At 58.0% G+C, this 23,375-nt stretch carries 19 protein-coding genes and 1 tRNA gene; 6 read left to right on the top strand and 14 right to left on the bottom strand.

All coding sequences use genetic code 11. The features are described from left to right. Positions 1-379: 379 nt before the first annotated feature. The 3 genes from LC059_RS01670 to gltX all read right to left on the bottom strand — a co-directional run bounded on the left by LC059_RS01670 (position 380) and on the right by gltX (position 3,285). Positions 380-455, bottom strand: a tRNA-Ala gene (locus LC059_RS01670). A 184-nt stretch (positions 456-639) separates the two neighbouring features. Further along, positions 640-1,551, bottom strand: coding sequence for a UTP--glucose-1-phosphate uridylyltransferase GalU (gene galU / locus LC059_RS01665; protein ID WP_226702093.1), 912 nt, complete (start codon positions 1,549-1,551; stop codon positions 640-642). Positions 1,552-1,809: 258 nt separating this feature from the next. Beyond that, positions 1,810-3,285, bottom strand: coding sequence for a glutamate--tRNA ligase (gene gltX / locus LC059_RS01660; RefSeq protein ID WP_226702092.1), 1,476 nt, complete (start codon positions 3,283-3,285; stop codon positions 1,810-1,812). Between the two features lie 260 nt (positions 3,286-3,545). Between gltX and LC059_RS01655 the strand changes: the two genes are divergently transcribed. The 5 genes from LC059_RS01655 to LC059_RS01635 all read left to right on the top strand — a co-directional run bounded on the left by LC059_RS01655 (position 3,546) and on the right by LC059_RS01635 (position 8,081). After that, the gene (locus LC059_RS01655) at positions 3,546-4,238 is read left to right on the top strand and encodes a glycerophosphodiester phosphodiesterase family protein (protein WP_226702091.1); all 693 of its coding nucleotides are present in this window, start codon (positions 3,546-3,548) and stop codon (positions 4,236-4,238) included. Then, on the top strand, positions 4,222-5,430 hold the full coding sequence (locus tag LC059_RS01650) for a glycerol-3-phosphate dehydrogenase/oxidase (RefSeq protein WP_226702090.1): 1,209 nt from the start codon (positions 4,222-4,224) through the stop codon (positions 5,428-5,430). The genes LC059_RS01655 and LC059_RS01650 overlap by 17 nt, the downstream gene beginning before the upstream one ends. Before the next feature lie 151 nt (positions 5,431-5,581). Next, a complete protein-coding gene (gene dusA / locus LC059_RS01645; protein WP_226703165.1) occupies positions 5,582-6,577 on the top strand; it encodes a tRNA dihydrouridine(20/20a) synthase DusA in 996 nt (331 codons plus the stop codon). Between the two features lie 72 nt (positions 6,578-6,649). Further along, positions 6,650-7,594, top strand: a complete 945-nt coding sequence (gene tal / locus LC059_RS01640) for a transaldolase (RefSeq protein WP_226702089.1) — start codon at positions 6,650-6,652, stop codon at positions 7,592-7,594. 25 nt (positions 7,595-7,619) lie between these two features. Continuing rightward, positions 7,620-8,081, top strand: a complete 462-nt coding sequence (locus tag LC059_RS01635) for a TerB family tellurite resistance protein (protein WP_226702088.1) — start codon at positions 7,620-7,622, stop codon at positions 8,079-8,081. 40 nt (positions 8,082-8,121) lie between these two features. Here the strand turns inward: LC059_RS01635 and LC059_RS01630 are convergent, their stop codons facing one another. The 7 genes from LC059_RS01630 to hrpA all read right to left on the bottom strand — a co-directional run bounded on the left by LC059_RS01630 (position 8,122) and on the right by hrpA (position 17,805). Next, entirely contained in the window at positions 8,122-8,670 is a 549-nt protein-coding gene (locus LC059_RS01630; protein WP_226702087.1) for an STAS domain-containing protein, read from the bottom strand. Between the two features lie 367 nt (positions 8,671-9,037). After that, a complete protein-coding gene (locus LC059_RS01625; RefSeq protein ID WP_226702086.1) occupies positions 9,038-10,246 on the bottom strand; it encodes a PP2C family protein-serine/threonine phosphatase in 1,209 nt (402 codons plus the stop codon). Further along, complete coding sequence (locus tag LC059_RS01620) at positions 10,230-11,216, bottom strand: VacJ family lipoprotein (RefSeq protein ID WP_226702085.1); 987 nt, start codon at positions 11,214-11,216, stop codon at positions 10,230-10,232. Before LC059_RS01620 ends, LC059_RS01625 begins: the two co-directional genes overlap by 17 nt. A 136-nt stretch (positions 11,217-11,352) precedes the next feature. Then, complete coding sequence (locus tag LC059_RS01615; RefSeq protein WP_226702084.1) at positions 11,353-12,156, bottom strand: DUF2063 domain-containing protein; 804 nt, start codon at positions 12,154-12,156, stop codon at positions 11,353-11,355. A gap of 43 nt (positions 12,157-12,199) precedes the next feature. Then, positions 12,200-13,084, bottom strand: coding sequence for a DUF692 domain-containing protein (locus tag LC059_RS01610; RefSeq protein WP_226702083.1), 885 nt, complete (start codon positions 13,082-13,084; stop codon positions 12,200-12,202). 93 nt (positions 13,085-13,177) lie between these two features. Continuing rightward, a complete protein-coding gene (locus LC059_RS01605) occupies positions 13,178-13,507 on the bottom strand; it encodes a hypothetical protein (protein WP_226702082.1) in 330 nt (109 codons plus the stop codon). A gap of 398 nt (positions 13,508-13,905) precedes the next feature. Beyond that, the gene (hrpA, locus tag LC059_RS01600; protein WP_226702081.1) at positions 13,906-17,805 is read right to left on the bottom strand and encodes an ATP-dependent RNA helicase HrpA; all 3,900 of its coding nucleotides are present in this window, start codon (positions 17,803-17,805) and stop codon (positions 13,906-13,908) included. A gap of 156 nt (positions 17,806-17,961) precedes the next feature. Between hrpA and LC059_RS01595 the strand changes: the two genes are divergently transcribed. Further along, positions 17,962-19,443 (top strand): peptide MFS transporter, encoded by a 1,482-nt coding sequence (locus LC059_RS01595; RefSeq protein ID WP_226702080.1) that lies wholly within the window; start codon positions 17,962-17,964, stop codon positions 19,441-19,443. A gap of 179 nt (positions 19,444-19,622) precedes the next feature. Here LC059_RS01595 and LC059_RS01590 read toward each other — a convergent pair whose 3' ends face one another. The 4 genes from LC059_RS01590 to LC059_RS01575 all read right to left on the bottom strand — a co-directional run bounded on the left by LC059_RS01590 (position 19,623) and on the right by LC059_RS01575 (position 23,269). Beyond that, positions 19,623-20,804, bottom strand: coding sequence for a vWA domain-containing protein (locus LC059_RS01590; protein ID WP_226702079.1), 1,182 nt, complete (start codon positions 20,802-20,804; stop codon positions 19,623-19,625). A gap of 73 nt (positions 20,805-20,877) precedes the next feature. Then, positions 20,878-21,723, bottom strand: coding sequence for an AAA family ATPase (locus LC059_RS01585; RefSeq protein ID WP_226702078.1), 846 nt, complete (start codon positions 21,721-21,723; stop codon positions 20,878-20,880). A gap of 197 nt (positions 21,724-21,920) precedes the next feature. Beyond that, complete coding sequence (locus LC059_RS01580) at positions 21,921-22,601, bottom strand: YEATS-associated helix-containing protein (RefSeq protein WP_078084697.1); 681 nt, start codon at positions 22,599-22,601, stop codon at positions 21,921-21,923. Between the two features lie 302 nt (positions 22,602-22,903). After that, positions 22,904-23,269, bottom strand: a complete 366-nt coding sequence (locus LC059_RS01575; protein ID WP_226702077.1) for a hypothetical protein — start codon at positions 23,267-23,269, stop codon at positions 22,904-22,906. Positions 23,270-23,375: the final 106 nt, after the last annotated feature.

The following is a 23,375-nucleotide window of genomic DNA, read 5'->3' as shown; positions in this document are numbered from 1 at the left end:
TCCGTCTCAATTTCAGGCCGGTTTCACATAGAAAATGTGACGCAGATCCGTGCCAAGGCGCGCGAAATTCTACATGACTTGAGGCTGAGAATCACCTGTAACTCAATTACAAGCGATTACAGCGAGCCCGGCATCACAAAGAAAAAAGGCCGCATCCTTTCGGGTGCTTGTGCGGAGGCCCCGTTGGAACCCGCAGCGGAACTCCAGTTCATTTGCGCGGGATGATTCGCAGGCTTTGCCTGCTCACCCCTTCGGGGTCGCCTTTCGGCGCTCTGCGTCGCCTGCGGCTCCTTGTGAACCGGGGCTATGCCTCGCGCCCGGGCAGTTCTGCCAAATACAAAAAAGGCCGCACTCGAGTGAGTGCGGCCTTTTTTGTATTTGGTGGAGCTAAGCGGGATCGAACCGCTGACCTCAACACTGCCAGTGTTGCGCTCTCCCAGCTGAGCTATAGCCCCAAAGTTGCTTTCCTGCTTAGGTTTCCCCCGAAAGCGAGGCGCATTTTAACAGCGCGCCTGCACCTGTCAACCAGAAAAAACAACTTTTTAATCAAATAGTTAGAGCGTTACCGAGGACTGCGCCCCGCCACTCTTTTTGGATGCCGGGTCAGCCGCTGGCCCCACACCCACTCTGGTTCCTGCATCAGGCGACGGCTTCGACGCGCGGCCTCTGCTCGGTCAGGAACTCCTGCAAGCCATCACCGATATCCGGGTGATGCAGACCGTATTTGAACTGGGCCTTCATGTAACCCAGCTTGTTGCCGCAGTCGTGGCTGTGACCGACGATCCGGTAGGCATCCACGCTCTGCAACTTAAGCAGCTCATCGATGGCATCGGTCAACTGGATTTCGCCACCAGCGCCCGGCTGGGTTTGCTCCAGCAGGGTCCAGATTTCTGCCGGCAGTACATAGCGACCCACTACCGCCATGTTGGACGGGGCGGCATCGACGCTGGGTTTCTCGACCATGCCGTCGATTTTGGCTACACCGCCGACTTTCAGGTCTGCACCCAGGCAGTCCACTACACCGTATTTACTGACTTCTTCCCACTCCACAGACTCAACCATGATCTGGCTGGCACCGGTCTGCTCGAAATTGCGCACCATTGCGGCGAGGTTGGTGTTGGTGAGGTCTGACGCGTATTGATCCACAAGTACGTCTGGCAGGAGCACAGCAAACGGATTATCACCCACAACCGGGCGCGCACAGGCGATGGCGTGGCCAAGGCCTTTCGCCTCGGCCTGGCGTACGGAAATTACGGTGACGTCGCGCGGGATGATTGCGCGCACCTCGTCCAGCAGCTGGCGCTTCAGACGGTTTTCCAGCTGGGCTTCCAGCTCGAAAGAGGTGTCGAAGTGGTTGGTGATGGCGTTTTTACTGGCATGCGTCACCAGCACAATCTCTTTGATCCCCGCTTTTACCGCCTCACTCACTACGTACTGGATAAGCGGCTTGTCGACGATCGGCAGCATCTCCTTCGGGATGGCCTTGGTGGCCGGCAACATGCGGGTCCCCAAACCCGCTACTGGGATAACTGCTTTTTTAACTGTGGTCATAGTTATTTCCTTTTTTCTTTAAGTTACTTCCGGGTTTACTCCATAACCCGGCAACCCCTAAACCTTGCGGGATTCTACAGGCGAAATGTGATATTTGTCACATACCGCACCTAGTTTGCTACAGATTGTTTCATTTTTAGCCGAAAAGTGCCGGAAGCATATGACAAATAGAGAGGCAATAAAAATGCCACTCTTGATGATGGAGTGGCATTTCTTTGGCTGTGCGCGTCCGTAGGACTCTGTCTGTAGGTGGGAGAATTAGCTTAAAGAAGCGAACTCCTTTTCCCAGCGCTTGAGCACCTTCTTGCCAGCGCCGCCGAGCACATCAATTGCCTGGCGCAGTCGGGCGCGGCTGAGGTCCGGGCCCAACAGATCCATAGCATCCATCACCGAGAAGCTGGCGGTGGTGCCACTGATAGCCACGAACAGGGGCGCGTTGAAGTCCTTGAGCTTGATTTCCATTTGGGTGGAGAGTTCCTTCACCGCGGCAAAGATGTTGTCTTTGCTCCAGCTGCGCAGGGCTTCCAGCCGCCACAGGGTGAACTGCAGCAACTTCTTCTGATCGTCCAGCTCCAGGTTGTTGCCTGCAAAGCTGTTTTCGGTCAGCGGTAGCTTGCCGGCAGCCAAGAAGCTCACCAGGGGCATAAAGTCGCCGAAGGTTTCCATACGGCCCTTGGCCTGCGGCAGCACCTTGAGCAGGTTTTCGCGGTTCAGCAGCCAGCTCTGAAGGCGGTCGGCCAGCTGCGCGTCTTCCAGCTCGCGGATCCACAGGCCATTCAGCCAGCTGAGTTTCTCCACATCGAATACCGGGCCGCCGAGGGACACGCGCTGGATGTCGAAGTGCTTGAGCATCTCTTCCAAGGTGAACTTCTCGCTTTCGTCGGGCATGGACCAGCCCATACGGCCCAGGTAGTTCAGCAGTGCCTCGGGCATGAATCCGGCGCGCTGGTAATAAAGAATGGAGGTAGGGTTCTTGCGCTTGGACAGTTTGGTCTTGTCCGGGTTGCGCAACAGCGGCAGGTGGCACAGCACCGGCATGTCCCAGCCGAAGTATTCGTACAGCAGTTTGTGCTTGGGCGCGGAGTTGATCCACTCCTCGCCGCGCAGTACGTGGGTGATCTCCATCAGGTGGTCATCCACCACGTTGGCCAGATGGTAGGTCGGCATGCCGTCGGATTTGAGCAGTACCTGGGCGTCCACCTGGGCCCAGTCGATCTCGATGGCGCCGCGCAGCAGGTCTTCCACCACGCAGGTGCCGCTTTCCGGCACATTCATACGCACCACGTAGGGCTCACCCGCGGCCTTGCGCTTTTCTACTTCTTCCGCTGGCAGCGCCAAGTCGGAGGGCTTGAGGGTAGCCTTGCCAGACTCCTGTAATTGCGCGCGCAACTGGTCCAGCTCTTCCGCGGTGCGATAACAATGGAACGCGTGACCTTTGGCGACCAACTCGTCACAGTACTTTTTATAGATATCTCCGCGCTCACTCTGGCGATAGGGACCATGGGGCCCGCCCACATCCGGGCCTTCCTGCCAGTCGAGTCCCAGCCAACGCAGGCTGTCCAAGATCGCCTGCTCGGACTCCGGGGTGCTGCGGACCTGGTCGGTATCTTCAATACGCAGCACAAACTGGCCACCCTGGGCCTGGGCGAAGCACTGGTTGAACAGGGCGATGTAGGCGGTACCTACGTGGGGGTCACCGGTAGGGGAAGGAGCAATACGGGTTCTTACGGTCATAAGTCGCCTGGATAGGGTTGCTGGATAGAGCTGCCTGGAGTCAATTGGCAGGTTTTGAGGCGCGGCATTATATCGCCGGGATCCAGGAGCGCACAGGGGGACGAGCACAGTTCACTGGATAGCCACGAAACTGGCGGCAACTTTCGGCCCGAACCCGCTTGCAACACCACCGGTAACTACTATTTTTTCAAGTAGAGATCTCGCTGTACTCCTCCCCCCTACCCACACAATAAGGCCAGGCCCGGCAGGAACGCACTTCGATGTTGATTGCGCATTTAGGCGACAAAATTCACCACCCGGAAAACACCCTCGCCGCGTTTGAGGCCGCCCACGGCCTTGGCGCCTGCGCCATTACCACCGAAGTGCAGTTCAGCAAAGAAGGTACGCCCTGGTGCTGCGCTGGAGAGGGAATGGACTTCGCCCAACTGGGCGTTTCCACCCCGTTGCACCTGCTGAAAGACCGGGACCTCAAGGCGCTGCCGCTCAGCAGTTTCCAGCAGCTGGTGGACTGGGCCGGTCGCCACCGGCATCTGGAGTGGTTCGTGGAGCTGAACCCGGAAACCCTGTCACATATTGGTGCAGAAGCCGCCATACGGCGCTTGCGGGACGAGATTTCCGGCTGTACCGATGCTTTTGTCGTCCTCACTTCCGACCTGCGCAGCCTGCGCCTGGCACGTAACCTGGGGTTCGACCTGGTCGCCCTGCGCATGCCCAGTGTTGCCAGCTGTCTTTCTGCCGAAGTCGTTACTCTGGCGCCAGATTTTCTATTTATCGACCACGCCAGCGTGGACTGCCAAGAGCTGCCGCCCGGTCCGTGGCAGTGGGTGGTGCATGAGATCAACACTGCACAGGGCGCGGTGCAATGGCACCATCGTGGTGCACACCATATCCTGACAGGAAATCTGCCGCTGCTGATGCGCTGCCGGGAGGCCAGCAATGTCTACGGAATATGATGTCCTGGTGGTAGGGGCCGGTATCCAGGGCGCAGGGGTTGCGGAGGCCCTGACCGCAGCGGGCTACCGCGTCGCTATTCTCGAGCAGGAGTCGGTGGCTCACGGCACCTCTTCCCGCTCCTCAAAACTGATTCACGGCGGGCTGCGCTACCTGGAGAGCGGACAGTTCTCGTTAGTGTACGAATGCCTGAAGGAGCGCCGCTGGTTGCTGGCAAACAAGCCGGATCTGGTGCATATGGTGCCCTTCCTGATCCCGGTCTACCGACACAGCCGCCGCCCCAGCTGGAAAATACGCCTGGGCCTCAGCCTGTATGCCCTGCTTGCCGGTCTTTTTTCTTCCAAAGCGCGATTCCGCACAATAAACCTTCACGATTACGATGCGCTGTGCGGACTCAATAGCGACGACCTGCTGGCGGTGTACCGCTATTACGATGCGCAGACCGATGACGCCGCACTCACCCGCGAGGTAATCCAGACCGCTACCCGCGACGGCGCCGAACTGTTCTGCCCGGCGAGCCTTGTGGGGGCGGAAGTCACCGACAAGTTCGTGCGTGTGGACTACTTTCACGAGGGCAAACTCAATACCCTGCATTGCCGCGCGCTGGTGAACTGCTCTGGCCCCTGGATTGAAGAGACCAACAGCAAGTGCACCCCCAGAGCCAAATTGCCGCCACTGGAACTCGTAGCCGGCACGCATATTCAGGTCCCGCTGAAGCTCGCCAACAAGATCTTTTACGTCGAGGCGGAAGACGGCCGCGCTGTATTCGTGATGCCCTGGCAGGGGGAAACACTAATAGGCACCACCGAGCGGCCCTACCACGGTGACCCGTCCGAAGTAGCACCGACACTGGAAGAGAAGGCCTACCTGCTGCGAACCCTCAAGCAGTACTTCCCCGAGACCCGCCCGCTACAGCTAAGCGAGCTGAGTGACGCCTGGGCCGGACTGCGGGTATTGCCCCAATCCACTAGCAATCCCTTCTCCCGCAGCCGCGAGACCATGATCTGCTGCGACAACCCCAAGCGCCCGCGCATTGTGGCGGTCGCCGGCGGCAAACTGACCAGTTACCGGGCCACGGCGCGCAGTGTGGTGAAAAAACTGCGCCCGCTACTCAATATCGAGGAAGACTGGTCGCCGGCCCACACTGAGCAAGCAGCCAATTCACCCGAGCACGCGAAGGAGCGCAATCTCTGACACCCTACGATTAACAGCGCCGGCGCCCTTTGCGTCCGCCTCCCATTAAAGGCATGAGACCGGAATGCGCACGTTATCTTGTTATACTGCGCGCAGTTTTATCGCCTGATCGCTGTTTATGTCCCAGTCTCCCCACACCTCGCCCGCACCAATGCCCAGTACCGCAGGAACCGCCACGGCTGTATCTCACCGCTTTTGCACCGCCCCGCTGATGGATTGGAGCGACCGGCACTGCCGCTATTTTTGGCGCCAGTTCAGCAAGCACGCACTGCTATACACAGAAATGGTCACTACCGGCGCCATCCTGTTTGGCGACAAAGACAGCCACCTGAATTTCAATGTGGAGGAGCAGCCGGTGGCACTGCAGTTGGGCGGCAGCGATCCGGACGACCTGGCGCGCTGCGCAGAGATTGCCGAGCAATGGGGTTACAGCGAGATCAACCTGAATTGTGGCTGCCCCAGTGACCGGGTGAAAAAAGGCCGCTTCGGCGCCTGCCTGATGGCGGAGCCGGATCTGGTGGCGGAGTGCCTGGGTGCAATGAAAAGCGCGGTGTCCATACCCGTAACGGTGAAACACCGGATCGGCATTGACGATATGGAGGACTACCCGGGTCTCACGCGGTTTGTCGAGGCGCAGGCGAATGCCGGTATCACCACCTTTATCGTGCACGCACGCAAAGCCTGGCTGAACGGACTGAGCCCGAAAGAAAACCGCGAGGTACCACCACTCAAGTACGACATGGTGTACCAGCTGAAGCGGGACTTTCCCCAGCTCGAAATTGTCCTCAACGGCGGCATCAATACACTGGATGAGTGCCGCGAGCATCTCCAGTTATTAGATGGTGTTATGCTCGGACGGGCGGCGTATCAAACGCCAACGCTGCTCGCGGGTGTGGACGCGGCGCTGTTCGATGGTGAGCCCGGGCCGACTCCGGCGCAAGTCATTCACAACATGCTGCCCTATATCGAGCGGGAAATGTCCCGCGGGCAGAGGTTGAATCATATTACGCGACATATGATGGGGCTGTTCCAGGGGGTGCCCGGGGCTCGACGCTTCCGCCGCCACCTGAGTGAGCACGCACATACCGCAGGCGCCGGGCCAGAGGTACTGGAGCAGGCGCTGGCGCTGGTGACAGACGCCGCGTAAAACACAATATAAGGCGCCGCCATAGCGTTTTTGCAAGAATTCTGAGCTTTTAACGATAAGGACATGGGGAAGATGAACAAACTGGACCAACTCAAACAACGCAGTCTGGTGGTGGCGGATACGGGCGATATTGAAGCCATTCGCCGCTATCACCCGCAGGATGCCACCACCAACCCGTCGCTGCTGTATAAGGCGGCGCAACTTCCCCAGTACGCGCAACACCTGAAAGACTCCCTCACCTGGGCCGAGCAGAAAGGCGGCGATGTCATCGCCCTCGCCTCGATGAAACTGGCAGTCGCCATTGGTTACGAAATTCTGCAGATTGTGCCCGGAGTGGTATCCACCGAGGTAGACGCACGCCTGTCGTTCGATACCGCCGCGAGCATCGAATACGCACGTCAGCTTATCGCCATGTACCAGCAGGCTGGTGTGGAGCGCGAGCGGGTTTTGATCAAGCTCGCATCCACCTGGGAGGGCATCAGCGCAGCCTCGGTGCTGGAACGCGAGGGTATCCACTGCAACCTGACGCTGCTGTTCAGCCAGTGCCAGGCGGTTGCCTGTGCGGAAGCCGGTGTCACCCTCATTTCCCCGTTTGTGGGCCGTATTCTCGACTGGTACAAGGCCAGCACCGGGCGTGATGACTACACTGCGGAAGACGACCCCGGCGTGCTCTCGGTTGCCAGTATTTACGAGTACTACAAATCCCGCGAGTACCCCACCATCGTCATGGGTGCCAGCTTCCGCAATACCGGAGAAATCGAGGCGCTGGCCGGCTGCGACAAGCTCACCATCAGCCCGCAGCTTCTCCAGGAGTTGCAGGACGACAACGGCACCCTCGCCGATGGCCTGCAAAGCGACATTGCCAGCCAGCCTCGCCCCACCAGCGCCATGCAAGAGCCCGCATTCCGCTACCAGCTGAATGCCGACGCCATGGCCACGGAAAAACTGGCGGAAGGCATCCGCAACTTTGTCGCGGACCAGGTGAAACTCGAGGAGTTACTGCAGCAGTCGCGCTAACACCACCGGAACAAGGAGCCCCAGCATGCTGCAACAGATTCGCAAATTGTTCGACCAGATCGGCCGCGGGGAAAGCGTGGAAGTGCGCACGGAAAAAGACGTGCGCATGATCAGCGCCGCACTAATGGCGGAAATTGCCACCGCCGACCAGAAAGTGGACGATCGCGAGCGCACCGCGCTGGTGCGTTTGCTCCGTGAGCACTACCAGCTCGACGAAGAAACCGCCAGTAACATGGTGGAACAGGCGCTGACCGACCGCCATGAGGCAACCTCACTGTATGAGTTTACCCAGACAGTGAACGAAAACTTCAGCGAACGGGACAAGTACCTGCTGATAAGACAGATGTGGGTGGTGGCCTTTGCGGATGGGGAAATCGATGCGTTTGAGGAGCACCTGATCCGGCGCGTGGCGGAGCTGATCTACCTGCCCCACGGGTTGTTTACCCGGGCGCGTGCCGAGGCCAGGGACGGCGACCTAACCCCGTAACAGGGATCCGTCTCACAGAGAGATGACCTAGCGGAAGATGTCAGTGATTGGCCGCTGACTTGGGTTGATGAGCGGTTTCATGGACGGAGCCCTGAACGCTCTGTTCACTTTCCAGCGCATGTACCAGATCGCGGAAAGTGGCTTCATTCTGCTCATTCATGCTCATCAACACACGATGCGCTTCCAGCACCATCTCTCGTGCAGTGTGCTCATCCGGGGTATGGCAGGTGAGCGGCGCAGGCTCCGCCTGGTAGGCGTCGTTATCCGCATCGTTGGAAATATCCATCAGCTCTTCGAATCCCATGGAGTCCAACAGGTGCAGAAGACCGCGGTCCTCACACAGAACCAGGGGCTTGCCACCGTTGCACTCGGCACTGCGGAACGCGATTTTCGCCATCAGCCCCAGCGTTGTGCTGTCCACGCCCTGGGTCTCGTGCATGTCGAAGACCACACCGCGGAATTCGCTGTGGGAAAACATCTTGTCGATAAAGCTATCGAAAGATGTACACAAGTTGAGGCGCACATCGCCCACCAGTTTCACCACATAGATGCCCTGGTGGTCGCCAACCATTATCTGCCCGGACTGCATAGTAACCTCAAGCGCTCCCTGCTCTTGTCCCGAGCCAGGGGCGAGATGGATGATTTGCGGCTTGTGGCCGCGGCACAGTTCCTTGTGCAAGCCTAGCCCAAAAGACACTGAACCAATGATTCAGGCGATAGAGCAAGAATTGGGCGGAGCTTACTCCTGCCCAACGGCACTGACAAGACCAGTGTGAACCAGTTAACAGGTGTGACCGGAAAGTCCGGTGTTTTATGTTTCCGGGCCATCCGTCCACATCAGAAATGTCGGTTCACGGGGGCAGTTTCCGATACTAATAATGAATATCGCATGAATGGCGTCGGAGGCCACCTCGCTGGCCGACAGCAAAAATATTGCAGCAAAAAACGGGCCGGATTCAGCTTTTTTGCTCGTCCTGGCGCAAGGTGAGAATGGTAATGTCGTCGGGGAAGGATTCCGCAGTGTCGACCTTGAGCGCCGCACACAGGCTATCGAGGTCACCGCGGCTGCGGTCGATCTTCTGCAGCAGGAGGTCCTCTTTCTGCAACAGGTCGCCGGGCAACAGCTCCAGAACACCATCGGAACAGGCCACCAGGCGCCAACTCGCCGGCAGGCTGCAGTGGCGCACTTCCCAGCCGCCGTGTTCGAACAGCCCCAATGGGCGCCCTTTTCCACTGAGCCACTCGGCACCACCACTGGTGACCAGTGCCGGCATGGGCACCTGCCCGGCCACCGCGTAGTGCAATTGGCGAGCGCGGCTGTCCACCACGCCCACAAACATGCTGGCATGTTTGTCTAGCCGAGTGGCTAGCAACTCGCGGTTGATCATTTCCAGAATTTCGGTGAGATCCTGGTCCAGACTGTTCAACTGGCTGAACAACGGCCGCTCACGCAGCAGGTGCATGATGCTGTGCTTGATCAGCGCAGTTACCAGCGCAGAGGACACGCCGTGACCTGACACATCCACCAGGTAAAACGCGACGAAGCGCTCACCAAACAGGCCGTAGTCGATAAAATCGCCACTCAAGTACAGGGAAGGCTGCAAGCGATAGGCCGCCTGTATCCCGGCCGGATATTCGTAGGGAGTACGGGGCAACAGGTGCTGCTGCAGTTGGCGACCAGCCTGGTGGTCTCGCTGTAACAGATCGACGTGTTCCTTCAGCTCGCGGTTGCGCGCCTCCAGTTGTTCGCGGTATTTGCGGTTCTCTGCGGCGAGATCCCGCGCTTCCATGATCCGCGTTACCGCGTGGTCGATTACACTCTCGTCGGCGATGGGCTTAAGCAGGTAATCACTCGCCCCCAGACGCAGTGCCTGCACCACGTCGTCTACCTCGCTGTTTGAGGCCAACACCACGACCGGGGTGTCCGGTGAGAGATGCTTTACCTTACGCAGGACTTCCAGCCCACCCATATCCGGAAGATGCAGGTCAGTAATAACCAGCTGATATTTTTCCGGTGTGAACTTGCCGACAGCCTGGACACCGTTGTCCAGCACGGTGACGGTATAGCCGAGCCGCTCGAGGGCGCCCTGTACCAGCCCGCAGGCTGGGGACTCGGCATCGATCAGAAGAAGAGTATTACGCTCGCAGTCAGAAGTCGTATTCATCCAGGTCGCCGCCGAAATCGTCTTCCTGCTCGCCGTCATTGATCAGGAATTCCCGCCGCTGCAGATAGGCGTCGCGCATCAGTACATAGCGATCTCCCTGCAACAGAGATTCCGCCTTTAACAGGCTCGCGCGGGTTTGAATCAGGTCGAGGGCTTTCAGCGTGTTTTCAACGGCGCTATCGTCCACGTAGCTCAACGGATTGGTATACCAGTCCACCACGACGGCGGGCGCATCCCGCACTGTGGAAGGCCCCCAGAAAGGCACCACAACGTAGGGGCCGGAAGACACGCCCCACACCGCCAGAGTCTGGCCGAAGTCCTCGCCGTCGCTGCGCTCCAGCCCCATGTGCTGAGCCACATCAAACAACCCTACCAGCCCAACCGTGCTGTTCACCAGAAAGCGACCGGTATCGTTGCTCGCCTGCCCCCACTTCCACTGCAGGACGCTATTCAGGACATTGTTGATTTCGCGCAGGTTGGAAAAAAAGTTGGAAACACCGGTTTGCATGAAAATCGGCGTCACCTGACGGTAGCTCACCGCCGCGGGCTTCAGAAACCAGCGATCCGCCGTGTCATTGAAGCGGAACATAGCGCGATTGAACCCCTCCCAGGGATCGCGATCTTCCGGCTCTTCCGCACTGGAAAACTCGTCGGCCGGGTCGAAGCCATACTCGTCTTCGAGTGCAGAACCAAAGTCGCCTTCGAGTTCGGAGCCAAAGTCGTCTTCGAGTTCGGAGCCAAAGTCGTCTTCGCTGGCGCCAGAATCATCGCCACCTTCAGCATTGGACGCGGCGCCTTCGGCATCGCTGGTGGCCGCAGGCTGTGAAGATTCAGCAGGCTGTGAAGAAGTCGTTGCGGGCACCTCGTCGGGAAGTTCCGCAAATGGATCTGACGCATCCTGCGCCAACGCCAGAGGGGCTGACAATAAGGCGGTCAGTACCCAGGCAGTGAAGTGTGTACGCTCAAGCAATTCCCTGCTCCTCGCGAGAAATAATCGATTGTTCAAACCAGAATCTGTTTTTCCGTTTTCGAGATATTACCACTGGCCGCTTAGCCAGCATAGCAGCTGGCCGTTTTGGACAAGACAGCTGGCAGCTTTGGATGATTTAGGCTGTGGGCCGGAAGCCGGCGATTATATCCAGGCTATGCAGCCTTTTCAGGATGTCAGTACCGAATTCGATAAGCTGTTCCGGCTGTGGATGCTGGATATCCCTGGCAAGGGTTTGCAGCACTTCCCTACCACTGGGAAGCTGGCTTACCGCATCCGCCTCCCCTGAGCCAGCGTGGGATTGTATCAGCGACAGCAGGTGCGAGGTGACGGCATTGGCCTCAAGGAACGCGACCTTGTCAGCGCGGTTTCGATACACAACCAAAAATGAAGGTGTTTGCGGTGCCTCGACCGGCTGGAAAGCCGGGCCTATATGATGCACCGGAAACTGATAATTTAAATTCCATGCCAGCGGCGAGGCGACCGGCGCCCAATTCAACACCTGCTCATCGGTATAGTCACGAGCCAGGTCTGCGGGGAACTCCGCTTCACTCACATCCAGCGCCAGCTCTACCCACTCGTAGTGCGCAAGCTCCAGCAGAAAGGGCGGGTCCAGCTCACTACCCGCACTATCCGCTCGTTCAGACTGCAAATACTGTAAAAACTCTTCACTGATCTGCAGAAAATACGGGCTGTGGGACTGATGCCGCTGAACAAAGTCCCGCACCATGGCGTGCCAGCGCTCATCGTCATAGATACTGCGCAACACTGGAAAGCCGCTAGAGATAAACGACTCAATGTTGTTGTAAATCAGGTCTCGGTAGATCCCCATACGGCGATCTTCAATCTCCGCCGGTGCGGCCACGGATTCCGGCGCTCGCAGATGTGCGGCAAAATCGCCCTGCACGGACTGGAAACTCACACTTTTTCCCGCGGCTATTTCATTAACTCTCTCAGAGGTTTTCTCAGCGGCCATACGCCACCTCCGGTGCATCGCGCTTGTCACCGTTTCCAGTTTCCAAAGCCTTCACTGCGCTTGCCTGGAATTCGCGGATACGCTGCACCTCCTCACATAGCTCCGGCAGCGGGGGAATATTGAAATCCCGCTCCAGCAGTGTGGGAATTGGGCCAAATACCTCATAGGCGCGCTGCAGCAGCTGCCAAACCGGGTCGATAACCGGTGCCCCGTGGGTATCCACTTTCAGGTCTTCCGCTTCATCAAAGTGTCCTGCCACATGGGCGTAGCGAATGCGCTCTGCCGGCAGCCCCAGCAAAAAGGACTCGGCGTCATAGCGGTGATTGATGGCATTGACATAGATGTTGTTGACGTCCAGCAGCAGATCGCAATCCGCCTCCTGCAAGACCGCGTTCAGAAATTCAAGCTCGGACATTTCCTGCCCGGGGGCGGCATAGTAGGAGACATTCTCCATGGCGATGCGCTGCTCGAGAATGTCCTGCACCCGCCGGATACGACCGGCTACATAGTGCACCGCTTCTTCGGTAAAGGGGATCGGGAGCAGGTCATAAAGATGCCCGTGCTCGGAGCAGTAACTCAGGTGTTCGCTGTAACAGCGGATATCGTGCTCGCGCATAAACTGCTTGATGGCACGTACAAGGTCTTCGTCCAGCGGATCGGGGGCACCAATCGACAACGAGAGGCCATGTATGACAAATGGGAAACGCTCGGTGAACTCGCGAAACCAGCGACCGTAGCGCCCGCCAACACCAATCCAGTTTTCCGGGGCGACTTCGAGAAAATCCACCTGCTCGGGCGAGAGTAATTCACCCATCATGGAGCGCCGCAGGCCCAGGCCGGCGCCCTGCACCGGATATTGGTGTGATTCACGCATTGTCCCAGTTCCTCATGTGTGAAGCCCGGCGCGAGGCCGGGCTATCGAAGGCAATCACTTGATGATCACAAGGTGATTACTGGCAACCGGCGATCAACCGCCGCACTTACCCTCACCACACTTGCCTTCTTTCTTTTTACCTTCACCACATTTGCCTTCGCCGCACTTACCTTCTTTCTTCTTACCTTCTTCGCCGCATTTACCTTCGCCGCACTTGCCTTCTTTCTTCTTGCCTTCTTCGCCGCACTTACCTTCGCCACACTTACCTTCTTTTTTCTTGCCGTCATCGGCCATTTTCAGGTTGTAGCCGGCAGTCAGTTCGGTCGCAGTGAAAGGGTTGGCGGTCGCGGCGGTGCTCACGGCAGCGGAAGCAATAAAGGCAGCACTAACGGCGGCCGCGATCGGCAGGTTCTTCTTGTTCATGATCGATCTCCTGTTGAAAGTTCTGAATTTCAGGGTTGTGAGGCTGTTCACATCACCTTTCTGTAAGTCAGGTCAATTGAATCCACATCACGATACGCTCAGGGCGCGGAAAACGCCGCTCCCGGATTATAGTCCCCCGGGATTGCATTGCCCTTATTGTAAGACCAGTGGTTCATAATTCAGGTTCAACCGTTCTTTATGAACTGTGATTCAGGTCCGCAAAGGGCATATCAGCTGCGACTACCTATCTGTCGCAGCTGCCCGCACTTTCTTACAGTCAAAACTGACATAAGAATTCTGTGTACGAGAGAGTGTACGAGGAATTATACGAAGGAGCCGAGTTACAGGATGACTGACCAGCGCTGTCATGACCGCTTGCCTCCCAGTCGTCTGCAACATCAGTAACCTAACTCAGTCCAAAATTTGCGCAGACGCTTGATAGAGACGGGCATCTGGGTTTTCAGTGTTTGCGCGAACAGGGAAATGCGGAACTCCTCCAGCATCCAGCGGTATTCCACCAGCGCGGGGTCCCCGGCCATCAGCAGCAGATCGGTCTTGCTGGCGAGCGCCTGGTATGGCTCTTCCGCTTCCTGGAATTCAGATGTGAGGCGGCGATCGCGGTTGGGATCCAGCGCCGCTTTTTCCAGACGAACCTCGATGCCTTTTAGATAGCGCCCGTACTGCCGCAACATCTCAAGCGGCGTGTGGAATAGCACCCCGCGGTAGAAGAGACCACCAAGCTGGCGATTGATATCCCCCACCGCCATGGCCACAGCGAGATTTTTCTGCTGCTTGATCTGTTTGCGCAGGGGCACCAGCTGTGCGAGAGCCTTTACCAACAGGTCGCCGATCTCCTGTGCGGTGCCTACCAGCTTTTCCCGCTGTTCCAGAGCGGCGAGAAATTCCGCCTGAGTGCGCGGCCAGTTTTCATCCGCCCAGAAACATTCGCGCACCGCAGCCATCAGGATATCGTCCGCAACGTCCTCCCTGCGCCCCAAGTCCGCGGCACTCAGCCCAAGCTCCTTCCCTTTGAGCAATTCCTTACGCAGGTACTTTACCGGCTCCGGCAGGTGCAGAATGGCAAGGCGGCAGATACCGGCGCGGGTGTAGCGGCTGGCTTCCTCGGGGTTGTCCAACAGTTTCAGGTCGACACTGTCTTTGTTGGCAATCAGTGCGGGATATGCGCGCACCTTCAGGCCACCCTGATCCAACTGGTAGGTTGCTGGCAGATCGCCGAAATCCCACTCGGTGATGCCCGCGCGTTCGAAATCGTCACCGGCGCTGGCCAGCTCCTGCTGTACGCGGTCGCGATAGCGGGCCTGCAGGATGTCCAGGTCCCGATCCTGATCCAGCAACTGGCCTTTCTCGTCCAGTACCTGGATATTGAAGCGGTAGAAATCCTCTACCCCCTGCTCTGCCTGCAGCCACGCCTCATCCGGCAACTGCTGTGCGGTCTGACGCTTGAGCTCATGGGCCAGCGCCTGCCAAAGCGGCGTATCCCCGGGCTGCATGCGCGGCAATGCCTTGTCCACGGCGGCGGGTACTGGCACAAAATATTTGCGGTACTGCTTGGGCAGGTTTTTAACCAGGGCAATACATTTATCCCGCAATATGCCGGGCACCACCCACTGCAAACGTGCCGCCGGCACCTGATGCAGGGCACCGACCGGAACCTGGATGCTCACACCGTCGTCGATGCTGCCGGGCTCAAAGTGGTAGCTGAGTGGATACTCGATTCCACCGCTGGTAAGGGAGTCCGGGAACTGCGCTTCACCCACGTGGGCGGCATCCTGCTGCATCATCAGGTCACGGGGCAGGAACAGCAGCTCCCGATCCTTTTGTTCCGCCTGCTTGCGCCACTTTTCAAAGCCGGCCAGGTTAACCACTTCGGCGGGTATCCGCTCATCGAAGAAGCGGTACACCACCTCGTCGTCCACGACGATGTCGCGCCGGCGGGACTTGGCTTCGAGATCTTCCAGCTCCTCGAGCAATGCTTTGTAGTGCCGGAAAAACTTGCCCTTGCCGCGGTAGCGCTGCTCCACCAAGGCCTCGCGAATAAATACTTCACGCGCGACAACCGGATCCAGCTTGCTGAAGTGAATGCGCTGCTTGTCCACCAGCACCAGTCCATACAGGGTGACCTTTTCAAATGCCATCACTGCGCCGGAGCGAGGATTGTAATGGGGTTCGAAATAATTGCGCTTTACCAGGTGTTCAGCACACCCCAGCACCCAGTCGGGCTCAATCTTGCCCACGGTATGCGCAAACAAGCGGCTGGTCTCCAGCAGCTGTGCCGCCACCACCCAGTGTGGCGGCTTCTTGTACTGACCGGAGCCGGGGAAAATATGGAAACGGCGGTTGCGACAGCCGAGAAACTCTTTGTTCTCGTCACGCACGCCAATATTGTCCAGCAACCCAGGCAGAATCGCCATGTGCACATTGGCGTAGTCCGCGGGCTCCTTGTTCATTTTCAGGTCAAGGTCGCGGATCGCGAGACGCAGCTGGTGATGAATATCCCTCCACTCGCGTAAACGCAGCCACGATAGGAAGTTTTTCTGACACCACTTGCGCAGCTGGTTCTGGCTCAGCTCCTGGCGCTGGGCCTCATAGCCATCCCACAGATTGACCAGACTCATAAAGTCCGACTGTTCGTGCTGCCACTGTTTGTGCTTTTCATCGGACGCCTGGCGTTTTTCGGCAGGTCGCTCGCGCGGGTCCTGCACGGCAAGGGCACTGACGATGATCAACAATTCGCGCAGGCTGCCAGCCGGGCCGGACTCCATCAGCATGCGGCCAAGACGCGGGTCCAGCGGTAATCTCGACAAGGCGCGACCAAGCTTGGTTACCTGGCCCTTACCATCGACGGCTTTCAGCTCCTGCAACAGGTTATAGCCGTCGTTGATCAGGCGCTGGTCCGGCGGGTCCACAAACGGGAAATCGCGGATATCGCCAATTCGCAGCTGCAACATCTGCAGGATGACCGCAGCAAGGTTTGTGCGCAGGATTTCCGCATCGGTAAATTCCGCGCGCTGCAGAAAATCGTTTTCTTCGTACAGGCGGATACACACACCGGCACTGACTCGGCCACAGCGCCCCGCACGCTGGTTGGCACTGGCCTGGGAGATGGCTTCCACCGGCAAGCGCTGAATCTTGCTGCGGTAGCTATAGCGGCTGATGCGCGCGGTGCCCGGATCGATCACATAGCGGATACCGGGCACGGTGATAGAGGTCTCCGCCACGTTGGTGGCGAGTACGATTCGGCGTCCTTTGTGCGGCGCAAACACGCGGCTCTGTTCGGCCAGACTGAGGCGGGCATACAGCGGCAACACTTCAAGGTGCGGCAGCTGCGCATCGCGCAGGGCCTTGGCGCACTCGCGGATCTCCCGCTCGCCGCTCATAAATACCAGAATATCGCCACCGCGCCGCGGTGAGGATTTCTCCTCGTGCAGCAGCTCTTCCACGGCACCGATGACCTGCTCATTCAGGTCGGCATCGCTGTCGGCCGGTGGGCGGTAGTGGATATCCACCGGATAGGTACGGCCGGATACTTCGATGATTGGCGCATCGTCGAAGTGTTTTGAAAACTTCTCCAGGTCGATGGTGGCTGACGTGATGATCAGCTTCAGGTCCGGGCGCTTCGGCAGCAGGGTTTTAAGGTAGCCGAGCAGGAAGTCGATATTCAGGCTGCGCTCGTGCGCCTCGTCGATAATCAGGGTGTCGTAATGACTTAATAGCGGGTCGCGCTGGATTTCCGCCAGCAGGATACCGTCAGTCATCAGCTTAATATGGGTGTGCTCGGTGCTCTGGTCGGTAAACCGCACCTGGTAGCCAACAGAGTCGCCCAGCGACTGCCCAAGTTCTTCGGCAATTCGATTGGCCACCGTACGCGCGGCAATCCGCCGCGGCTGGGTGTGGCCGATCTGACCGAAGATACCGCGCCCGAGCTCGAGGCAGACTTTGGGCAACTGGGTAGTTTTACCCGAGCCAGTTTCGCCGGCGACCACCACCACCTGATTGGCGGCGATCAGCTCGGCAATTTCCTCCCGCCGCGCCACCACCGGCAACCCTTCCGGCCACTCCACTTTGGGGAGTTTCTGCTTGCGGGCTTCCGCCAGCGCCACAGACGCGGCAATCCGGGTCTCCAGCTGCGCCAGCATTCGATCCGCAGGCTTACCCTCTTTCAGCCGCCGGCGGGCGTTCTTAAGGGTGCGCTGCAGGTCGAAGCGGTCGCGCCCCATGCACTGGGGGAGCAACTGCTCAAATTGCTGCAAATTGGGCTGGGCGGGCTCTCGACTCATATGACTGCTTATTCAGGGTAAAACGGCAAACCGGCGATTATACCTGCTGGGGACTACCGGGGTCTGTCCCTAAACTTGCCCCCGGTACGCCTGACCTATACTCAGGTCATCGGCGCGTATTACAACCCCGCCGCGTGAATCCATTCAGGAGTCTCCATGCAAGACCTCAAGCCAAAGCCCCCCGCCACTGCCGGCGAGATGATGGGACACCCCAAGGGGCTGTTCCTGCTATTCGGCACAGAGATGTGGGAGCGCCTCAGCTATTACGGCATGCGCGGCATCTTCGTGTTCTACCTCACGTCGGCCGCGGCCGCTGCTGCCTTTGGGTGGGATGCGCTTTCCGACACGGAACTGCAGTCCAAGGCACTCAGCTATCTCGGCACCTACGCCATGCTGGTCTACCTGACGCCGATCCTCGGCGGCTGGATGGCGGACAACGTGTGGGGGCAGCGGCGCTGCATTATGTTCGGCGGCTTCCTGATGATGCTGGGGCAGTTTGCCCTCGGCTTCCCACACAAGTGGCTGCCGGATGGCACCGAGATTTACGGTCTTTGGTTGGGGCTAGGGCTGATGATTATCGGCAATGGCTTCTTCAAGCCGAACATTTCCACCATGGTGGGCGACCTCTACGAAGAAGGCGACAAGCGCCGGGATACCGCATTTACGATTTTCTACATGGGGATCAACCTGGGTTCGATTCTCGGCTATCTGGTGATCGGCTGGATCGGCGAGAAGGTGGATTACCAGCTGGCATTTGTGGTCGCCGGTCTCGGTATGCTGCTGGGCCTGATCCTGCAGATGACCCAGGCGGACAAGATGCTCGGGGAAATCGGCAACCAGCCGTCGGCAAAACTTGGCCTCAAGCCCAATCTGAGCAGCGATGAGAAAAAACGCCCGCTGACCCTGGAGGAGCGCGACCGCATCAAGGTAATTCTGGTCCTCGGTCTGTTTACGGTAATTTTCTGGGCGGGATTTGAGCAGGCGGCGGGGTCAATGAACCTGTTCGCCAAGTACAACACCGACCTGCATATTTTCGGCTTCGAGATCCCGGCCAGCTGGCTGCAGATGGTCAACCCGCTGTTCATCATCATCCTTGCACCCATTGTGGCAAGTATCTGGGTGGGCCTAGGCTCGCGCGAGCCGACGTCACCGGGGAAATTCAGTCTTGGTCTGATCTTCCTCGGGCTTGGCTTTCTTGCGATGGTGGGTGCGGCGATGCAGATCGGCGACTCCGAAACTGCGAAAGCAAGCCCCTGGTGGCTGGTGGTGGCGTATATCTTCCACACCATCGGTGAGTTGTGTCTGTCGCCGATCGGCCTGTCGATGGTGACGAAGCTGGCTCCGCTGCGTTACCTGAGTGTGATGATGGGTTTGTGGTTCGCGTTTATCGGTGTTGCCAACAAGGGTGCGGCAGAGATCGGTAAGCTGGTGGGCGAAACGGGTCCGTTGGCGACCTTTGGTGGCGTTGCGGCGGCGGCAATTCTTGCCGGGCTGATTCTGTTCTTTATCCGCGAGAAGCTGGTGGACTGGATGCACGGCGCGGAGGAAGAGCACACCGTGGTGAAAGACACCACCAAGGAAGAAATCGGCATCACCGCCGACCACGATGTGGCGCCCCAGCGGAAATTTGGGGAGTAGATTTCTAGAGCCCTGAAGACAATCTGTAGCGGCCAAGTGCCGGGTGGAGATTTTCAGGACCGCTGTGAATACATCCCTGTACGCTGCGTCGGCGACGTCCCTGTCGCCGACGCTCCTGAAAATCTCCACCCGGCACTTGGCCTTCGCATTAAAGATCGGCACTCCGAACCGATAGCTTTTTACCGCCCCTTTACGAGGTAGGCAATCGCCCTATCCAGCCCCTCAATCGTCATCGGGTACATATGCCCGTTCACCAGTTTCTGGGTCATTCCCGTACTGGCGGTGTACTGCCAGTACTCTTCGGCTGTGGGGTTTAACCAAACAAGTTTTTCGTAGGTATTGGTAACTCGCTGCATCCAGGCCGCGCCAGGCTCTTCGTTCATGTGTTCTACACTGCCGAAGCGACTGGTGATCTCATAAGGAGCCATGGCGGCGTCGCCGACGAAAATCACTTTGTAATCTTTGCCGTAGGTGCGCAACACTTCCACCAGAGGGGTGGATTCTGAATAGCGGCGGTGGTTGTCTTTCCACACGTGCTCGTACACAAAGTTGTGAAAATAGAAATATTCCAGGTGCTTGAACTCACTGCGGCAGGCGGAGAAGAGTTCCTCACACTGCTTTACGTAGGGATCCATGGAGCCGCCGACGTCGAAGAAGATCAGAACCTTCACCGCATTGTGGCGCTCGGGCACCATTTTGATATCCAGCAGGCCGGCGTTGCGGGCGGTGGAGCGAATGGTGTCATTCAGGTCCAGCTCTTCCGCAGCGCCGGTGCGCGCGAACTTGCGCAGTTTGCGCAGGGCAACCTGAATATTGCGGGTGCCGAGGCTGATGCTGTCGTCCAGGTTGCGGAACTGGCGCTTTTCCCAGACCTTGGACGCCGACTTGTTGCGACTCTGGCCGCCGACACGAATACCACCGGGGTGATAACCGCTGTTGCCGAACGGGCTGGTGCCACCGGTTCCGATCCACTTGTTGCCGCCGCTGTGTCTTTTCTTCTGTTCCTCGAGGCGTTTCTTGAACTCCTCAAGCATTTTCTCAAGTCCACCCATGGACTCGATTTTTGCCTTTTCTTCCTCGCTCAGCTGCTTCATGAATTCCGCACGCAGCCAGTCCTCAGGGATCATTTGTTCAAGGATATCGTCGAGGGTTTCCAGGTCTTTGAAATAAGCAGCGAAAGCGCGGTCGAACTTATCGAAGTGCTTTTCGTCCTTCACCAGGCAGGTGCGCGCGAGGAAATAAAAGTCATCCAGATTGGCGTACACCAGTCGCTGCTGCAGAGCTTCCAGCAGCGATAGCAGTTCGGTAATAGACACCGGTAACTGGTAGCGACGGAGATTGAGGAAAAACCCAATAAGCATACTAATGGTTCGACGTTATTCAGGAGTTGGGGAGAAGGTGCACCCGGTAGCGGCGCCGCCACATAATCAGAGCTTAGCGCCCTTCCCGACGCGCCATAAAAGCGAGACGCTCCAACATATGCACATCCTGCTCGTTCTTAAGCAAGGCGCCATAAAGCGGAGGAATCGCGGAAGTCGCATCGCGATTTTTCAGAACGTCTTCGGAAATATCGTCTGCCATCAGCAGTTTCAGCCAGTCGATCAACTCAGAGGTAGACGGCTTTTTCTTGAGACCCGGCACCTCGCGGATCTGGAAGAAAATATCCATCGCCTCCGACACCAGTTGGTGCTTGATCTCCGGATAGTGCACATCCACGATCTTCTGCATGGTCGCACGGTCGGGGAAGCTGATGTAATGGAAGAAACAGCGGCGTAAAAACGCATCCGGCAATTCCTTCTCATTGTTCGACGTGATGATCACAATCGGGCGCTGCTTGGCAGTGATGGTCTCGCCGGTTTCGTATACGTAAAACTGCATACGGTCGATTTCCACCAGCAGGTCGTTGGGGAACTCGATGTCTGCCTTGTCGATCTCATCGATCAACAGCACTACCCGCTCGTCGGCCTCAAAGGCCTCCCACAGCTTGCCCTTCTTGATGTAATTGCCGATATCGTGCACCCGGTCCACCCCCAGCTGGGAGTCCCGCAGGCGAGATACCGCATCGTATTCGTAGAGGCCCTGCTGGGCCTTGGTGGTGGACTTGATATGCCACTGGATCAGCTTCAGGCCCAGGCTGCTCGCCACCTCTTCCGCCAGCAGCGTTTTACCCGTGCCCGGCTCACCCTTGATCAAAAGTGGACGCTGCAGGGTCACTGCGGCATCCACCGCCATCTGCAGATCGTCTGTGGCGACGTAACTGTCGGTTCCGGTGAATTTCATGATCGCTCCGATATCGCTCAATTAGCCTGAAGATCGAAAACAATCATGGTAAAGGATGCCCACAAGGGGGCGAAAGGCGGAATCGGTCAGATTGGATGACGCTTGAGGGCGGGGGCAGGGATATTGCGACCAAACCATAACGATGGGTCACAAACCGGCAAATCTCGAGCCCGCCCTACCGGTGACTCAACAAAGGGTCAGGCTACTTGCGCGCGGCGACGGCGCACCACCTGGCGGCCCTTGTCAGTGATATACCAGCGGATACCCAGGTGACTGTGGATTTTGCCAACCATCTCCAGCACCAGCAGGCTGTTGAGGGCGCGGGCCACGGAATTGGTTTCCATGTTCCCCTCCTGCACCATGCCAGCGAGAGAGCGGAACACACAGTCGCCGTTATTCAGCAGGCTCAGTACATGCAGGGCGTTGTCATCCAGCTTGCGGATCTGGTTGAAGTCCAGGGTTGGGCCCTGATCCGGATCACCTTCGATCTCGTGCTCCAGCAGCGGCATCATCTCCAGCTGCATCGCGCGAATCTCCTGCTCCAGGTTTTCTACGCGCGCACGGGCAATGCTGGCATCCCGCAGCTGACGGCGCGCGGCGTTAAATACAAACATGCGCGAGGCGATGGCGGCGAGCAGGCAGTAACCGGTGAAAATCAGCAAGCGGGAAGGATCACCCTGGATTTCGATCAACAGATCGCTCTGGGTGAACTTGAGGAAAATGGGCACCATCAAAGCCCCGCACAGGCCCATGATCAGGCAACGGGCCAACCCTGCGGGATCTTCCTCGGTAAACAGCATCTGATAGTAGTTGACCAGGCCGCCGAGGATACCGGAGACCAGCATGACCGCGGTCAGTATTAGCAGGTGATCGAGCATCCCTGTCCCTTTATTTCATGCACTGCAGGCACTGCTTAGTTTGGTGCTCTGTTTGGTGCGTTTTTCTTCGGCTTCCGGGCCGTTTCCGGGTGCATATTGGCTTGAGTGCCATTGGGCGCCGCAATGGCAAATACTCCGCCACCCAAAAATCGCAAAAGAAATGGCGGGGGAGATTACTGCGGGCTCTATTAGATATAGCAGTTAGCTGGATGATCGGAAGCTGCAGGACGCAGCAGAAGAGAGGAAATGGCGCCAGTTACCGCTTGCGCGACACCCTGGCGCTGAATCAAAGATATGGACAATCAGTACTGGTCACTCTCGGTCATCGGACGATCTTTGCGGCGGCGTACCATCAGCATGACGATGCCCACAATCAGCATTACCGCAAACGCTCCTCCGGCAGCAAATACCAGGCTTGCCGCCACCTCTGGTGTGGCCCCCTCTTCCTCAAACACGGTCTGGTAAACAAACAGCGGCAGTATCGGGGTCAGCGGCCCCGCTGGATCAACCCCACGAGCCGGCACCATTAGTACAGTGGCCGCTTCCAGCAACAGCAGGTTGCGCACCCAGGACCAACTCCAGTTCCGCATAAACCACCACCCTGCGGCCAGCAGGATGACCACGCCACCGGCGTATATCGCCCAGGCCATTTTGAACTCTTCTGCCATGCTTTTTCTCTAATTCCCTTGCGCTTTCTTGTTTAACGTATTGGCTTTGCTTATTTACTTCTATTGTCGCGGCTTTGACTGAACAGCGGTTGAGCGGTCAACCATT

The sequence above is a fragment of the Microbulbifer elongatus genome (genome assembly GCF_020524885.1).
Taxonomy (GTDB): domain Bacteria; phylum Pseudomonadota; class Gammaproteobacteria; order Pseudomonadales; family Cellvibrionaceae; genus Microbulbifer; species Microbulbifer elongatus_A.
This window is presented reverse-complemented; position numbering and strand designations above follow the sequence as displayed.

Bases quoted from the DNA above. Each gene is read 5' to 3' on its own strand.
- galU (WP_226702093.1), bottom strand. From the start codon at position 1,551: ATGACCACAGTTAAAAAAGCAGTTATCCCAGTAGCGGGTTTGGGGACC.
- gltX (WP_226702092.1), bottom strand. From the start codon at position 3,285: ATGACCGTAAGAACCCGTATTGCTCCTTCCCCTACCGGTGACCCCCAC.
- LC059_RS01655 (WP_226702091.1), top strand. From the start codon at position 3,546: ATGTTGATTGCGCATTTAGGCGACAAAATTCACCACCCGGAAAACACC.
- LC059_RS01650 (WP_226702090.1), top strand. From the start codon at position 4,222: ATGTCTACGGAATATGATGTCCTGGTGGTAGGGGCCGGTATCCAGGGC.
- dusA (WP_226703165.1), top strand. From the start codon at position 5,582: ATGCCCAGTACCGCAGGAACCGCCACGGCTGTATCTCACCGCTTTTGC.
- tal (WP_226702089.1), top strand. From the start codon at position 6,650: ATGAACAAACTGGACCAACTCAAACAACGCAGTCTGGTGGTGGCGGAT.
- LC059_RS01635 (WP_226702088.1), top strand. From the start codon at position 7,620: ATGCTGCAACAGATTCGCAAATTGTTCGACCAGATCGGCCGCGGGGAA.
- LC059_RS01630 (WP_226702087.1), bottom strand. From the start codon at position 8,670: ATGCAGTCCGGGCAGATAATGGTTGGCGACCACCAGGGCATCTATGTG.
- LC059_RS01625 (WP_226702086.1), bottom strand. From the start codon at position 10,246: ATGAATACGACTTCTGACTGCGAGCGTAATACTCTTCTTCTGATCGAT.
- LC059_RS01610 (WP_226702083.1), bottom strand. From the start codon at position 13,084: ATGCGTGAATCACACCAATATCCGGTGCAGGGCGCCGGCCTGGGCCTG.
- LC059_RS01605 (WP_226702082.1), bottom strand. From the start codon at position 13,507: ATGAACAAGAAGAACCTGCCGATCGCGGCCGCCGTTAGTGCTGCCTTT.
- hrpA (WP_226702081.1), bottom strand. From the start codon at position 17,805: ATGAGTCGAGAGCCCGCCCAGCCCAATTTGCAGCAATTTGAGCAGTTG.
- LC059_RS01595 (WP_226702080.1), top strand. From the start codon at position 17,962: ATGCAAGACCTCAAGCCAAAGCCCCCCGCCACTGCCGGCGAGATGATG.
- LC059_RS01590 (WP_226702079.1), bottom strand. From the start codon at position 20,804: ATGCTTATTGGGTTTTTCCTCAATCTCCGTCGCTACCAGTTACCGGTG.
- LC059_RS01585 (WP_226702078.1), bottom strand. From the start codon at position 21,723: ATGAAATTCACCGGAACCGACAGTTACGTCGCCACAGACGATCTGCAG.
- LC059_RS01580 (WP_078084697.1), bottom strand. From the start codon at position 22,601: ATGCTCGATCACCTGCTAATACTGACCGCGGTCATGCTGGTCTCCGGT.
- LC059_RS01575 (WP_226702077.1), bottom strand. From the start codon at position 23,269: ATGGCAGAAGAGTTCAAAATGGCCTGGGCGATATACGCCGGTGGCGTG.